The 13,693-nt window shown below is 73.5% G+C and carries 15 protein-coding genes; 4 read left to right on the forward strand and 11 right to left on the reverse strand.

Annotated features, from left to right (window positions below):
- Positions 1 to 19 precede the first annotated feature (19 nt).
- Positions 20 to 799 carry a class I SAM-dependent methyltransferase gene (locus tag ACZ3J7_RS00325; protein ID WP_465615234.1) on the reverse strand — a complete coding sequence of 260 codons (780 nt, stop codon included), beginning with the start codon at positions 797 to 799 and terminating at the stop codon, positions 20 to 22.
- 217 nt (positions 800 to 1,016) lie between these two features.
- Here ACZ3J7_RS00325 and ACZ3J7_RS00330 point away from each other — a divergent pair, with 217 nt between their 5' ends.
- Together ACZ3J7_RS00330 and ACZ3J7_RS00335 are read left to right on the forward strand one after the other, a co-directional pair.
- A complete protein-coding gene (locus ACZ3J7_RS00330; RefSeq protein WP_465615236.1) occupies positions 1,017 to 1,766 on the forward strand; it encodes a DUF6159 family protein in 750 nt (249 codons plus the stop codon).
- A 475-nt stretch (positions 1,767 to 2,241) separates the two neighbouring features.
- Complete coding sequence (locus ACZ3J7_RS00335; protein ID WP_465615238.1) at positions 2,242 to 2,448, forward strand: hypothetical protein; 207 nt, start codon at positions 2,242 to 2,244, stop codon at positions 2,446 to 2,448.
- Between the two features lie 178 nt (positions 2,449 to 2,626).
- Here ACZ3J7_RS00335 and ACZ3J7_RS00340 read toward each other — a convergent pair whose 3' ends face one another.
- Positions 2,627 to 3,091, reverse strand: a complete 465-nt coding sequence (locus ACZ3J7_RS00340; protein ID WP_465615240.1) for a group III truncated hemoglobin — start codon at positions 3,089 to 3,091, stop codon at positions 2,627 to 2,629.
- A 139-nt stretch (positions 3,092 to 3,230) separates the two neighbouring features.
- Between ACZ3J7_RS00340 and ACZ3J7_RS00345 the strand changes: the two genes are divergently transcribed.
- A complete protein-coding gene (locus ACZ3J7_RS00345; RefSeq protein ID WP_465615242.1) occupies positions 3,231 to 4,220 on the forward strand; it encodes an aldo/keto reductase in 990 nt (329 codons plus the stop codon).
- Positions 4,221 to 4,296: 76 nt separating this feature from the next.
- Here the strand turns inward: ACZ3J7_RS00345 and ACZ3J7_RS00350 are convergent, their stop codons facing one another.
- From ACZ3J7_RS00350 to ACZ3J7_RS00375, 6 genes are read right to left on the reverse strand one after another with little or no spacing between them, the layout of a single operon-like run.
- Positions 4,297 to 5,367: an LLM class flavin-dependent oxidoreductase gene (locus tag ACZ3J7_RS00350; RefSeq protein ID WP_465615244.1), complete on the reverse strand. Its 1,071-nt coding sequence runs from the start codon at positions 5,365 to 5,367 to the stop codon at positions 4,297 to 4,299.
- A gap of 5 nt (positions 5,368 to 5,372) precedes the next feature.
- Complete coding sequence (locus tag ACZ3J7_RS00355) at positions 5,373 to 6,281, reverse strand: ABC transporter substrate-binding protein (RefSeq protein ID WP_465615246.1); 909 nt, start codon at positions 6,279 to 6,281, stop codon at positions 5,373 to 5,375.
- A gap of 26 nt (positions 6,282 to 6,307) precedes the next feature.
- Positions 6,308 to 7,051: an ABC transporter ATP-binding protein gene (locus ACZ3J7_RS00360; protein WP_465615248.1), complete on the reverse strand. Its 744-nt coding sequence runs from the start codon at positions 7,049 to 7,051 to the stop codon at positions 6,308 to 6,310.
- Complete coding sequence (locus ACZ3J7_RS00365; protein ID WP_465615250.1) at positions 7,048 to 7,896, reverse strand: ABC transporter permease; 849 nt, start codon at positions 7,894 to 7,896, stop codon at positions 7,048 to 7,050. The genes ACZ3J7_RS00360 and ACZ3J7_RS00365 overlap by 4 nt, the downstream gene beginning before the upstream one ends.
- Positions 7,893 to 8,927, reverse strand: a complete 1,035-nt coding sequence (locus ACZ3J7_RS00370; protein WP_465615253.1) for an NrtA/SsuA/CpmA family ABC transporter substrate-binding protein — start codon at positions 8,925 to 8,927, stop codon at positions 7,893 to 7,895. The genes ACZ3J7_RS00365 and ACZ3J7_RS00370 overlap by 4 nt, the downstream gene beginning before the upstream one ends.
- Before the next feature lie 60 nt (positions 8,928 to 8,987).
- Positions 8,988 to 9,998 carry an ABC transporter substrate-binding protein gene (locus ACZ3J7_RS00375; protein ID WP_465615255.1) on the reverse strand — a complete coding sequence of 337 codons (1,011 nt, stop codon included), beginning with the start codon at positions 9,996 to 9,998 and terminating at the stop codon, positions 8,988 to 8,990.
- A gap of 355 nt (positions 9,999 to 10,353) precedes the next feature.
- Between ACZ3J7_RS00375 and ACZ3J7_RS00380 the strand changes: the two genes are divergently transcribed.
- Positions 10,354 to 11,124: an IclR family transcriptional regulator gene (locus tag ACZ3J7_RS00380; RefSeq protein WP_465615257.1), complete on the forward strand. Its 771-nt coding sequence runs from the start codon at positions 10,354 to 10,356 to the stop codon at positions 11,122 to 11,124.
- Positions 11,125 to 11,240: 116 nt separating this feature from the next.
- Here ACZ3J7_RS00380 and ACZ3J7_RS00385 read toward each other — a convergent pair whose 3' ends face one another.
- The 3 genes from ACZ3J7_RS00385 to ACZ3J7_RS00395 all read right to left on the reverse strand — a co-directional run bounded on the left by ACZ3J7_RS00385 (position 11,241) and on the right by ACZ3J7_RS00395 (position 13,670).
- A complete protein-coding gene (locus ACZ3J7_RS00385; RefSeq protein WP_465615259.1) occupies positions 11,241 to 11,918 on the reverse strand; it encodes a winged helix-turn-helix domain-containing protein in 678 nt (225 codons plus the stop codon).
- Between the two features lie 653 nt (positions 11,919 to 12,571).
- The gene (locus ACZ3J7_RS00390; protein WP_465615261.1) at positions 12,572 to 13,180 is read right to left on the reverse strand and encodes a GTP-binding protein; all 609 of its coding nucleotides are present in this window, start codon (positions 13,178 to 13,180) and stop codon (positions 12,572 to 12,574) included.
- The gene (locus ACZ3J7_RS00395) at positions 13,161 to 13,670 is read right to left on the reverse strand and encodes a DUF742 domain-containing protein (protein ID WP_465615263.1); all 510 of its coding nucleotides are present in this window, start codon (positions 13,668 to 13,670) and stop codon (positions 13,161 to 13,163) included. Before ACZ3J7_RS00395 ends, ACZ3J7_RS00390 begins: the two co-directional genes overlap by 20 nt.
- Positions 13,671 to 13,693 lie beyond the last annotated feature (23 nt).

The following is a 13,693-nucleotide window of genomic DNA, read 5'->3' on the forward strand; positions in this document are numbered from 1 at the left end:
CGGGTGCGTGCCCGGTCCCCTACGGGGACGAAGCGCGCCGGGCGGTGAGTACGGGCTGGTAGTACCCGCTGGAGGCCGGGGTGTGCCAGGTGAGGCCGGTGAAGCCGGCTTCGGTGACGGACTCCGTCAGCTGCCGGCGGGTCAGTGCCCAGTAGGTGGTGCGGCGGACTCGCACATTCCAGGTGTCCTGTGCCGGGGTGAGTTGGAAGTGTTCGAGGTCGTAGCGTTCGCCGTCCTCGTGCCAGTGCCAGAGCTGGAAGTTGATCACCGGGCCGTCGGGGGTCTCGGAGACCTGGGGTGGTGTCGCTTCGGGCTTGGCCAGGCGGGCCTCGTCGTAGTCCCGGAGGGTGACCACCAGCAGTCCGTCGTCCCGGAGCACGCGGCGCATGCCGATGAGCGCCGCCCGGAGGTCCTGCGCGGACAGCAGGTGCGGGAGTGAATTGTCGGCGCACAGGACGACGTCGAAGACCGACGACCTGAAGGGCAGTCGGCGCATGTCCGCGGCGGTTGTCGGCAGGCGGACGCCACGGGCCGCCGCCTCGGCTGCGGCTCGGGCGGCCGCGAGGGGGCTCAGGTCGCTGCCGATGACCTCGTGCCGTCCCGAGGCCAGTCCGATCGCCTGGGTCCCGATCCCGCACGAGCAGTCCAGGATCCTGTGCGGTCCCGGCCCCAGACGCGCGTGCAGGAGCCCGTCCAGTACCTGGGCCTGATGGGCCATGCTCGCGTCCCAGTCCCGGAAGATCAGGTGGTAGTCGCGGGCCAGTTCGTCGTAGAAGTCCTTGGTCGAGGATTCGGACATGTGCGCACCCTAGTGCGTGGCCGTCGGGCGGGCGTGCCATTTCGGGCTGCGGTGGCCGGTTTCCGACCGCCCGACTGACGCCCCGGGCAGTCATCCCGGTCGGAGCACCGGTACTCCCGTGACCAGTGGCGGCGACGACTCGGTGGTGAGCGGTCATGCCGCCTGCCGTAGCCTGTGGCGGGTCGGCGTGGCGTGACCGTCCCTGGGGGAAGTTGTCGTGAGTACCGTGCAGCCTGTTCGCGTGTCCTTCGGGCTGCTCCGGAACAACCGCCGTCTGCTGGTGTTCCCCCTGCTGAGCGGTGCCGCGCTGGCGCTCATATCCGGTGGCGTGATGGTGCCGGCGTTTCTTCGGGCCTGGGCGGAGCCGTCGCCGTCCGCCTTGGACGTGCTCCTCCTGGTCGTCGGCTATCTCCTGCTGGGGTTCGTCCTCACCCTCTGCAGTGCGGCCATGATCTGCGCGGTCGATGACGTGCTGCGGGGAGAGCCCGCCCGGATCGGCGCGAGCTGTCGGCGGGCCGTGCGGCACTGGCGACGGCTGCTGGTGTGGAGCCTGCTCAACACGACGGTTCTGCTGCTCGTCCGGCAGTTGGAGCGGATCCCGGTCGCCGGCTGGATCATGGACGAACTGTTCAGCGCCGGATGGACCGTTGCCACCTACCTGGCGCTGCCGGCCATGATGATCGATGGCCTCGGGGTGGTGGAGGGCACCCGCCGGTCGGCGCGGATGTTGCGCGAGACCTTCTCCCGGCAGGTGTACGGCTCGCTGTGGATCGCGCTGCCCGTGGTCCTCTCGGTGGTCATCGGATTCGTGGCCTTCATGCTCGGGGTGGAGTCGAACGACGTGGGGCCCGCCCTCGCGGGCGGACTGGTCGCCGCCCTGCTGCTGATCTGCGCGCTGCTGGTGGGTGCCACCCTCTCCGGGATCTTCCGCACCGTGCTCTACCGTGACGCCTCGGCTGCCGCCTAACGCTCCAGCGGTTGCTGGGGATCTTCTGCCGTCACGGCCGTGGACAGCCGCCGGATCTCGTTGCCGGTGAGCGGGATCAGCCCGTTCGGGCTGGCTCCGTCCTCGACGGGGCCTGGTCGTGACGTTCGAGGGCGGCCGCGACCGCCCGGCGGGTCGTGACGACCCCGGCGGGGAGCCCGTCCGCCCACTCGCGCCTCCTGACCCGGTGCCCTGCTGGGGCCGGTGAGCCTGATGTGACAGATGTGACTGCTGGGACTCGTATGACGGGTGGGACGAGTGGACGGCTTGTGCCAGGACCACTTCCGTCCACCCCGTCGGACTTCCGTGCCCCCGCCGGACGCGCCAGAGTAGAGGTGTCGGCAGGGAGAGAACACCGGGGAACACGCCGGGGAAAACGAAAGCCGACCGCACTGGAAACGCCGGGACAACCCGGAAAGTGCCGCAGCAGAATCCATTTCTCGGGGGAGAGAATTCCGTGAACGCCACCCGTATGTCCCGAACCACGTCCGTCGCGCTGCTCGTCGCCGGCCTCTCGGCCCTCGTCGGCCTGGCCGCACCGGCGCACTCCTCCCCGCTCGGCGCCACCGTCCGGGCCGACGGCCCGCAGGCGTCCGTCACCGTGCCCCCGCTGCACACCACCCCGCCGTCGGTCCACGTGGACGACGTGACCTGGGGCCAGTGACCCACCCGTGCCCCCACCCGGCCCCGTGCGCGAACCGTCGGCGGCCGCACCGGACTCCGCCGCCGACGGCCTTCGGCCGGGAAGGGGCGAGGGAATTCCCGCCGCCGTGCATTCCCGGGAAACAGGTTCGGCTGATCGCGTGAATCGCGCGGATCGCGTGAACCGCGCCGGGCGGCGCTCAGCCCGCGGCGCTGCCGGAGGCCAGGCGGACGGCGGCGAGCGGGACGAAGCCGCCGCTGCCGCCGCCGGTGTCGGGCCCGCCGAGGCGGCGCAGCATGGCGACGGCGATGCGCTGCGCCTGGGCCTTGGCGCGTTCGGTGACGGGGCCGCTGTGGCGGCCGTCGAGGGTGGCGCGCCAGAGCTGGACCCAGCGGCCGAAGTGGGCGGCGGTGAGCGGGGCGGTGGCGTGCAGCGCGGCGTGCGGGGCGAGCGCGTTGCCGCGGTAGGAGGCGGTGCGCAGCAGGGCGCTCTCCCAGAAGTCGGTGATCCGGGGGAGGTGGGCCTCCAGGTCGAGGCGGGCGATCTCGGTGAAGTGCGGGCCGATCAGCGGGTCGGCGAAGGCGGCGCGGTAGAAGAGCCGGAGGACGTGTTCGAGGTCGGCCCGGCTGGTGATGTCCGGTCCGGTGGTGTCCGGCTGTGCCACGGCGCCGCCCTCCTCGTGCTGTCACGCGCCGTCACGGTCGGTGGCGCGTTGCTCCGCTCGGCCAGGGTACGTCGGGGCGGGTGTCCACGGGCAGGGACGTTGGTCCCGTCGGGGGCCCTCACCTGGCAGGATGCTGACCATGAGCTTCCTCCCCGCGGACGACCGCTACGCCTCGATGACCTTCCGCCGCGCCGGGCGCAGCGGTGTGCAGCTGCCCGCCGTCTCGCTCGGCCTGTGGCACAACTTCGGCGACACCCAGCCGCTGGACGTGCAGCGCGCGGTGCTGCGCCGGGCCTTCGACCGGGGGGTGACGCACTTCGACCTGGCGAACAACTACGGTCCGCCGTACGGCAGTGCGGAGCGCAACTTCGGTTACCTGTTCGCGCAGGACTTCCGTCCGTTCCGGGACGAGCTGTTCATCGCCTCGAAGGCGGGCTGGGACATGTGGCCGGGCCCGTACGGGGACGGCGGCAGCCGCAAGTACCTGCTGGCGAGCCTGGACCAGTCGCTGGAGCGGATGGACCTGGACTACGTCGACGTCTTCTACTCGCACCGGTGGGACCCGACCACCCCGCTGGAGGAGACGATGGGGGCGCTGGACACGGCGGTGCGCTCGGGTCGGGCGCTGTACGCGGCGATCTCCAACTACCCGGCGGAGCAGCACCGGGAGGCGGTGGCGATCCTGCGCGAGCTGGGCACGCCGTGCCTGCTGAACCAGGCGAGCTACTCGATCCTGAACCGGGAGCCGGAGCAGGGGCTGCTGGACGCGGTGGGCGAGACGCAGACCGCGCTGATCGCCTACTCGCCGCTGGCGCAGGGGCTGTTGACCGACCGCTACCTGTCGGGTGACGTGCCGGCCGGGTCGCGGATGTCGGTGGGCCACTTCCTGAAGGAGGAGTCGCTGACCGGGGCGAAGCTGGAGCAGCTGCGGGCGCTGGCGAAGGTCGCGGAGGGCCGCGGGCAGAGCCTGGCGCAGCTGGCGCTGTCCTGGGTGCTGCGGGACGAGCGGGTGGTGTCGGTGATCATCGGCGCGTCGAGCGTGAAGCAGCTGGACCAGAACCTGGACGCGCTGGCGGCCGGTCCGCTGACCGCCGAGGAGCTGGCGGAGATCGACCGGATCAGCAGGTAGCCCGTGCGGTGCTGAACGGGCGGGCGGCCGGGGAGAGTTCGGCCGCCCGCCCGTTCGCTTCGGAGAGCGCCGGGGCTCAGGGGTGCAGCTTGGGCAGGACGGTCTCGGCGACCCGGTAGGCCTCCTCCAGCAGCGGGTTGCCGGAGAGGATGAAGGTGTCGACGCCCAACTCCTGGTACTCGCGCAGCCGTTCGACGACCTGGTCGGTGGAGCCGACCACGGCGGTGCCGGGGCCGGGGCGGAACAGGCTCATGCCGGGCCACAGGTTGGGGTGGGTCTCCAGCTCGCGGGCGTGGGCCGGGACCCGGCCGCCGTGCTGGCGGAACTGGCGCTGCCAGCCGACGCCGTCCTCCTCGGCCCGGCCGCCGAGCTGGCGGGCGTAGGTGTCCTGACTGGTGACGTCGAGCAGGCGGTCGGCGGCGGCCCAGGCCTGTTCCTCGGTGTCGCGGACGATCAGGTGCAGGCGCAGGCCGAGCCGCAGGGTGCGGCCGTGGGCGGCGGCGCGTTCGCGGACCCGTTCCAGCTTCTCCTTGAGCAGGTGCGGGGGCTCGCCCCAGGTGAGGTAGACGTCGACGTGTTCGGCGGCGACCTCGATGCCGGCCGGGGAGGAGCCGCCGAACCAGAGCGGGATGTGTCCCTCGCGCAGCGGCGGGAGGTCGCGGAGCGAGCCGCCGGCGTTCTTCAGCTGGTAGAACTCGCCTTCGTGGTCGAAGACTTCGCCGCTGGTGAGGCGCTTGACCAGGCTCCAGTACTCGGCGGAGAGCCGGTAGCGGTCGTCGTGCTCGACGTGCAGGCCGTACTCGCGCAGCTGGTTGGTGGAGCCGTTGACCACGTTGAAGCGGAGCCGGCCGGGGCCGTGCAGGTGCTCGAAGGAGAGCGCCATCTTGGCCAGCAGGGTGGGCGAGACCAGGCCGGGGTGGACGGCGAGCAGCGGCTGGAAGCCGGGGCCGGTGGCGGCGGCCAGGGCGGAGCCGAGCGTCCACACGTCGTACTGGTCGGTGGCGAGCAGCGCACCGGTGTAGCCGAGGCGTTCGACGGTGGCGGCGAGGTGCTGGAGGTAGCCGAGGTCGACCGGGCGGCGGCCTTCGGGCTCCCACGGGTAGTGGCCCTCGCGGGGGATCAGGTACCAGAGGACTTCGGTGGCCATGCTGCTCAGGCTCCCTTGGCGGCGCGGGAGACGGCGTCGGCGACGGGCTGCTCCAGCTCGGGCAGGTGGATGTCGGCGACGGTGACGGCGCGGTCGATGAAGCCGACCCGGTGGAAGATGTCGGCGGCCTCCTGCTGCTCGGCGACGAACGCGGCGGTGGCGGGCTCCAGCCGCCAGGGCAGGGCGGTGAGCGCGGCCTGCCAGTCGGCGGCCTCGCCGCCCTGGTCCTCGGCGGCGATCGCGGCGGCCTCGGCGGGGTGGGCGGCGGCCCAGTGGTCGGCACGCTGGAGGGCGGTGACGATGGCGGCGACCACCTCGGGCCGCTGGACGGCGAGTTCGCGGCGGGCGAAGAACACCGAGCGGTCGGTGATGACGTCGCCGGTGCGGATCAGTTCGCGGAACGCCCCGGTGCGGCGGGCGGCGGCGAGTTCGGCGCCCTGGGCGATCCAGCCGGCGATCCGGCCGTCGGCCAGCCGCTCGGCCTCGTCGCCGGCCGGGCGCTCGGCGGTGATGTCGTCGCGGTAGGAGAGTCCGTGCTGGTCCAGGGCCTTGGCGAGCAGGTGGGTCTGCCAGGAGCCGATGCCGAGCACCACGGTGGCGCCCTTGAGGTCGGCGACCGAGCGCACCGGGCCGTCGGCGGCGACCAGCAGCGCGCCGTGGTCGGGGCGGGGCGCGGAGACGGCGGTGTAGACGATGTCGTGTCCGGCGGCCTGCGCGGTGATCGGCGGGGTGGAGCCGGTGCCGCCGAAGTCGATGGTGCCGTCGGCCAGGTAGGGGCCGGTCTTGGTGCCGTCCGTGTAGTGGTGGAACTCGGCGCTCTCGCCGAGCGGGGCCAACTCCTCCTGGAGGTAGTCGAGTCGGGCCAGGTGGTAGAGCGAGGGGTTGGAGCGGTGCACACCGACGGTGATGGTCATGGCGGTCTCTTCTCTTGCGGGGCTGGCTAGTTGACGTGCTGTGGTGCGGTGTCCTGGTGCACGCCGAGGTCGGCGAGCAGGCGGCGGCGCAGCGCCGCGAAGTCGGGGTCGGCGGCGTCCCTGGGGCGTTCGACGGTGACGGTCTCGTCGCGGACGAGCGCGCCGTCGCGCAGTACGGCCACCCGGTCGGCGAGCCGGATCGCCTCGTCCACGTCGTGGGTGACCAGCAGGACGGCGGGCCGGTGCTTGCGGCACAGTTCGCCGACCAGGTCCTGCATGCGCAGCCGGGTGAGGGCGTCCAGGGCGGCGAACGGCTCGTCGAGCAGGAGCAGTTCGGGTTCCCGGACGAGGGCCCGGGCGAGGGCGGCGCGCTGGGCCTCGCCGCCGGAGAGGGTGCCGGGCCAGGCGTCGGCGTGGTCGGCGAGGCCGACCTCGGCGAGGGCGCGGCGGCCGGTCTCCTTGGTGGCGGCGCCGCGCGGCAGGCCGACGGTGACGTTGCCGAGGACGCGCTTGGACGGGATCAGCCGGGGTTCCTGGAAGACCACGGTGCGCGAGGGCGGGACGAGCACGGTGCCCTCGTCGGCGCGGTCGAGCGCGCCGAGGATCCGCAGCAGGGTGGTCTTGCCGGTGCCGGAGGCGCCGAGCAGGGCGAGGAACTCGCCGCGGGCGATGTCCAGGTCGACGCCGTCCAGGACGGCGCGGGTGCCGAACACCCGCCGCAGGCCCCGGAGGTGGACGGCGGGGGTGGCCGTGGCGGTGGTGGCGCTCATCGTCCGGCCCCCGGTCGTCCGCCGGCGGGCCGCCAGGGCATCAGGACGCGCTCCAGGACCCGGACCGCGCCGTCGGCGGCGAGGCCGAGCAGGCCGTAGATCAGGATGCAGACGGCGAGCACGTCGGTGCGCGAGAAGTTCTGTGCCTGGGCCATCAGGTAGCCGATCCCCTCGGTGGAGTTGATCTCCTCGGCGGCGATCAGCGCGATCACGCTGAGCGTCATCGACAGCCGCAGCCCGGACAGCAGCGCGGGCAGCGCGCCGGGGAGCACCACCTCGCGGACGATCGCCCAGCGGGAGAGGCCGAAGCTGCGCATCGCCTCGACGAGTTTGCGGTCGGTGTTGCGGACGCCGCCGGACGCGGAGACGTACATCGGGAAGGAGGTGGCGACGCCGATCAGCGCGATCTTCGCGGTCTCGGTGATGCCGAACCAGACCATGAACAGCGGCACCAGCGCCAGGAAGGGGACGGTGCGCAGGACTTGGATCGCCGAGTCGAGCAGTTCCTCGCCGAGCCGGAAGAAGCCGGTGACCACGCCGAGCACCAGGCCGGTGCCGGCGCCGAACAGCAGGCCGAGGGCGGCCCGGGTCAGCGAGGTGGCGAGCGCGTCGGACAGCTGCCCGTTGCCCCACAGCTCCTGGACGGCCTCCAGGACCTGGCCGGGCGAGGCGAGCACGTCGGGGGTGAGCGCGCCGGTCGCGGAGGAGATCTGCCAGGCGGCGATCAGGGCGAGCGGGCCCAGGGTGCGCAGGGCCGCCGAGACGCCGCGCGGCCGGGTGGCGGTGGCGCGGGCCCGCGGGGCGACCAGCCCCGCGGCCCGGGCCTGTTCGGTACTGGCGGTCACTTTCCGCTCCCGGCGAGGGAGTTGACGTCGATCAGGTAGGGCTTGACGTCGACCAGGGACTTGGTGACGCCCTGGTCGGCGTAGAACTTGGCGACCACGGCGAACCGGGCGGCGTCGGCCTCGGTGATCGGCGATTCGACGGCGCGCTGCTTGCCGAAGTCGACGGCGATCTCCTTCTCGGCGGGGGTGACGGCGGTCGGGCCGGCGTCGGTGAACACGTTGAGGTAGGCGGCCGGGTCGGCCTTCTCCTTGGCGCCGTTCTCGTGCAGGTAGCCGTAGAACGCCCCGACCACCTCGGGGTGCTTCTCGGCGAAGGCCGAACGCACGGCCCACACCGCGTAGTTGTCGCTGCCGACGGCCTTGCCGTCGGCCAGGAAGTGCGCGTTCGCGTTGGCGATGGTGGGGATCGAGAAGGTGCCCCAGGTCGCCCAGGCGTCGACCTGGCCGGAGTTGAACACCCCGGAGGTCTGGTCGGCCCGCAGGTAGACCCGCTCGACCTTGTCGGCCGGGATGCCGTTCTTCTCCAGTGCCTTGAGCAGCAGGTACTCGGAGGTGCCGCCCTGCGAGACGGCGACCTTCTTCCCGACCAGGTCCTTGACCTCCTTGATCGGCGAGCCGTTCTTCACCAGGATGCCCTCGCCGGCCGCGTCCGGCTCGGTCTGCGCGAACAGCTTGAAGCCGGGCTTCTGGGCGAGCGCGGCGACGGCCGAGGTGATCGAGCCCTGGGCGACGTCCAGCTGGTCGGCGTTCAGGGCCTGCGCGGCCGGGGCGAACGGGCCGGCGCTGCCGGTCCACACCACCTTGGCGTGGGCGGCGGCCAGCGCCTTGTCCAGCGAGCCGTCCTTCTTGCCCTTGGCGAGGAAGCCGGAGTTGCCGGGGTCGGGCACCCGCAGCACCACCTCGGCGCCGCCCTTGCCGTCGGCGGAGGCCGCGGCGTCCTTCGCGGAGGAGCCGCAGGCGGTCAGGGCGAGCGCGGCGACGGCGGTCAGCGCGGTGGCGGCGAGCAGCGGGCGGCGGACGGTGGTGCGCATGGGGTTCTCCAACAAGGGGGCGTCAGGAGGGGGTTGTCAGGAGGGGGCGTCGGAAAGGTGTCAGGAGCGGGCGGCGAGCAGGGCGCGGGCGGCGGCCAGCGGGGCGGGGTCGGCCCAGGCCCGGACGTCGACCCGGTCGGCGAGGAAGCCGTGGGCGTGCAGGAACTCCTCCTGCTGGGCGAGCAGGTCGAGGCGCTCCGCCGAGAGGTCGGGGTGCAGGGTCCGGTGGCTGCCGGCGGCGTAGGCGCCCGCGACGCCCTCCGGGCCGGCTCCGGTCTCGGCGCCGAGGATCCGGGCGACGTCCGCCGGCCGGTCGGCCGCCCAGTCGGCGGCCCGCAGCAGCACCGCCAGGAAGCGGGCCACCAACTCGGGCTGTTCGTCGAGCAGTTGCTGGTGCACGGTGATCGGGCGGGGGGTGCCGTTGTTCACCCGGTGGCGGCGGTCCGCCAGCGCGTCCAACTCCACGGCGGGTACCGCCCCGTGGCGGCGCGCGGCCTCCACGGCGAGCGCCCCCTTGACGTACACGGCGTCCACCCGGCCCTCGGCCAGGGCGGCCAGTTCGGCCTCCCACTGGCCGCCGCCGGGCGCGGCCTCGACGTCGACCAACCGGGCGTCGCCCGGGGTGAGTCCGGCCGAAGCCAGGGCGCCGTGGTGGCCGGCCAGCGCCATCGCCCGCCAGAAGTCGATCGCGATCGGGTGCCGGGGCACCGCGAGCCGTAGGCCGCGCAGCTGTCCGGCGGAGGTGATGCCGCTGCCGGCCCGGACCAGGACCGCCTGGCGCTCCTCGATCCAGGTCAGGCCGATCAGCCTGGTCCGCTCGCCGCGCGAACGGGCCCACAGCGCCGGGACGTTGCCGCCCTCGCGGAAGAGCCCGGTCAGTGCGTGGGTGTAGTGGTGGTCGGCGGCGACCTCCGGCGGGACGTCCTGCAGCGAGCGCACCGCGATGCCCTCGGCGGCGAACTCCTCGGCCAGCCAGCCCCGGTCGGCGGCGATGCCGGTCGCGGTCGGCACCGGGCAGCGGGTGAACCAGAGGGTGTCGGGGTACGGCGGCGCGGCGGGGGGCGTGCTCATGGCGGGGCTCCGGAGTTCGGCAGGAGGCGCGCGGGCGTCGTTCCGCATCATGGGAACGGCCGCGCGGGAGAAGGGGGTTCGCGAGGTGGTCAGCGACAACAGGAGGAGTGGCACCGGTGCGTCTTCACGGTGGACTCCCTCCTGCTCGAACCGGCTGATGCACTGAGCGTTCCATCCGGCCGGGGGTGGAATCAAGCCTTGCCAGATGATGGGATCACCTGTTCACGGAAGGCCGGGCAGCCGCAACACTGCGGACACACTGCCGCAGTGATCACTCCCATATCCTGGAAAAACCACGGAAGTTGACCCTTCGCGGGCCGTACCCCGGCCCGCGGCCCGACCCCGAAGAGGTGCGATGTCAGGCCCTGGAACCCTCCCCGCCCCGCCGAGCGGCGCGCAGGCGGTCCACCGGGCGCTCGGCCTGCTGCACTGCTTCCACGACAACGGACCCGACCTCAGCGCCTCCGAACTCGCCCGCCGGATGGGCCTGTCCGTCTCCACCGCGCACCGGCTGGCCCGCACCCTGGTCGCCACCGGCTTCCTCGACCAGGACGAGCGCACCGCCCGCTACCGGCTCGGCCCGGCCGTCGCCGAACTCGGCCAACTCACCTTCCACCAGCGCGGCCTGCACCTGGCCGGCCCCGAACTCGACCGGCTGGCCCGGCGCACCGGCGCCACCGCCGACCTGGCGATCCGCTCCGGGCCGCACGCCGTCATCCTGGTCGGCGGCTCCGTCCGGCCCTCCACCGGCCTCGGCCTGCGCCGCCCGCTGCACTCCACCGCGCTCGGCAAGGTGCTGCTGGCCTGGCCCTCCCCCGCCGAGCCGCCGCTGAGCGGGCCGCTGCCCGCCTACACCGACCGCACCCTCACCGACCCGGCCGCGCTGGACGCCGAACTCGCGCTGACCCGCGAACGCGGCCACGCCCGCAACGACGGCGAGTCCGCGACGGGCGTCCGCACCCTGGCCGTCCCCGTCCTCGACCACACCGCCACCGCCCGCTTCGCCCTCGCCGTCCGCTCCACCCCGGCCCACCTCACCGACGAGGCCCTGCCGCGCGTCCTGGCCCACGCCCGGGCCTGCGCGGCGGCCCTGACCGTCCTCCTGCTGCCGCCGGACCAGCGCTAGGCGGGTCGGCACCGGGCCGGGCGGCGCGGCGAACGCACCGCAAGGCCGCGACGGGGCGTCAACTGACTGCCTTCGTCGCGGCCTTGCGGTGCGTCGCGGGGTGCTGCGGGGTGTCCCTACGCGGTCGGCGCGTACTTGTAGCCGACCCGGCGGACGGTGACGATGGTGTCGCGGTAGGCCGCGCCGAGCTTGCGGCGCAGGCGGGCGACGTGCACGTCGACGGTGCGGCCGTCGCCGACGTGTCCGTAGCCCCAGACGGTGTGGACCAGCTGGTCGCGGGTGTGGACGCGGTGCGGGTGCTCGGTGAGGTGGGCGAGCAGCTCGAACTCGAGGTAGGTCAGGTCGAGCAGCACGCCGTCGACGTACGCGTTGCGGCGGTCGAGGTCGACGGAGATGCCGTGGTCGGCGGGGCGGGTGAACGGCCGGGCGGCGGCGGGCGCGGCCGGGGCGGCCGGGGCGGCCGCGGGGGCCGGCGCGGCGGGGGCCGGGGCCTCCGCGGGGACCAGCACCAGGTAGCCGACCAGCGGGGAGTTGGCCGCGCCGAGCTGCGCGAGCAGGCCCTGCGGGAGGACGGACTGCGGGAGGGCGGCGACCACGGCGGCGCCGTCCTGGAGACCGGCCAGCAGGCTCTCGGGAGCCGGGGCGACGGTCGGGACGGCCGGCGCGGCCTGGCGGGCCGGCGCGGGGCGCCGGTGCTCGGGGGCGGCCGGGGCGAGGCCCGGCAGCGCCCGGACGGCGCGCAGGTGCGGGGTGGAGGTGGTGGTGGCGGCGGTGACGGTGGCGGCGTACGACATGTGAGGGCTCTTTCGCGCGTGACGGTCGGTGGGTGGTCGTCGTCTGCGCTTCCGGCGCACGGGAGTTGACGGTGGGTCAGGTCCGGGGCCGGGAGGCGCGGGTCGCGCGCCGACAGGTCTGGTCGAAGTGGTGGTTCCGCCGTGAGGGCCAGAAGGGTTCGAGAAGGGTGCGAGCGTGCACGGCTGTTCTCCGGAGCGCGGCAGGGGGTCGACGGCTTCGGGTGCGGTCGACGGGGACGCGTGGGCCACGGCTTCCCGGTTCGGGCGGCGGGAGGTGGCGTCGCGTCAGCGACAGCAGGTGCTGTAGATCCGGCCGTGGTCCAGGTACCGGCGGACGGTGAGGACGGGGAGCGCGGCGATGCGGACCGTCGCGGTCATGGTGCGGCTCCTCCCCCTGAGTGTCCCGGCCCGGCCGCGACGGCGGCGGGCACGGGTACGAGACTTCCACGCCCGACACCCGGAAGGCAACCCACCGGAGGGCCCTATCCGCAGGACGAGACAGAAAACATCCGCCATGCGGACAGCACCGCTGTGACCTCCGGGAACGCCAGAAATATCGGTGGCAGAACTACCTTGACTTCTGGGCCGAACTGCGTACCGGGAACACGAACGGGCCGCCGCCCCACCGGACGGCGACCCGCTCCCGCGCACCGCTACAGCCGGATCCCGGCCCGGTCCGCCGCGTGCTCGACCAGTCGGATCAGCAGCTCCTTGCCGTCCTCGCGCCGCCGCGCGTCGCACAGCAGCACCGGCACCGAGGCCGGCAGGTCGAGCGCGGCGCGGACGTCGTCGGGGGCGTACACCTCGGTGCCCTCGAAGCAGTTGACGGCGACGATGAACGGGATGCCGCGCTGCTCGAAGTAGTCGACCGAGGGGAAGGAGTCGGCGAGTCGCCGGGTGTCGGCGAGGACGACCGCGCCGAGCGTGCCGCGGGCGAGCTCGTCCCAGACGAACCAGAACCGGTCCTGCCCGGGGGTGCCGAACAGGTACAGGGCGAGGCCCGGCCTGAGGTCGATCCGGCCGAAGTCCATCGCGACGGTGGTGGTGCGCTTGGCCTCCACGCCGACGGTGTCGTCGACCGGTCGGCCGATCTCGCTGAGCGACTCCTCGGTGCGCAGCGGGCGGATCTCGCTGACCGCGCCGACCAGCGTGGTCTTGCCCGCGCCGAAGCCGCCGGCGATCAGGATCTTGACCGCGTTGGATCCCCAGGGATCCTTGCGGGCATTGGAAGTTGACGGTGCGTCAGAGTGCACGGAGGCCATTGATCACGTCTCGCAGCAGGCGCTCGTCCGGTTGGTGGGCGAGCTGGACGGGTCGGGTGACGCTGATCAGCTCGGCGTCGTGGAGGTCGCCGAGCAGGACCCGGACCACGCTCACCGGGAGGTCGGTGTAGGACCCCAACTCGGCGACGCTGAGCGGCTCGTCGCGGCAGAGTTCGAGGATCGCGTGGTGTTCCGGGTCGAGCGCGAGGTCGGGTCGGGCGCCGCCGGGGCCGGGGGCCGGCCCGGCGGCGGTGACCAGGGAGATCAGGTCGAACAGGCCGTCGTCGACCGGGCGGGCGCGACCCCTGGTCATCGAGAAGAGCCGGACCATCGGTCCGGCCTCGTCGTCGAACCAGCGGTCGTCCACCGGGGTGCGGGGGGCGAACAGGTCGACCGGCTCGGGGCCGGCCGGCTCGTCGGCCGCGGTCGCACCGCTCAGGTCGGCCGGGGCGGGGGCCTCGGTCGGCTCGGTCGGCTCGGGCTCGCTCATCGGATCGGTCATCTCCCGGGCAG

The organism is Kitasatospora sp. NPDC015121 (genome assembly GCF_055562955.1).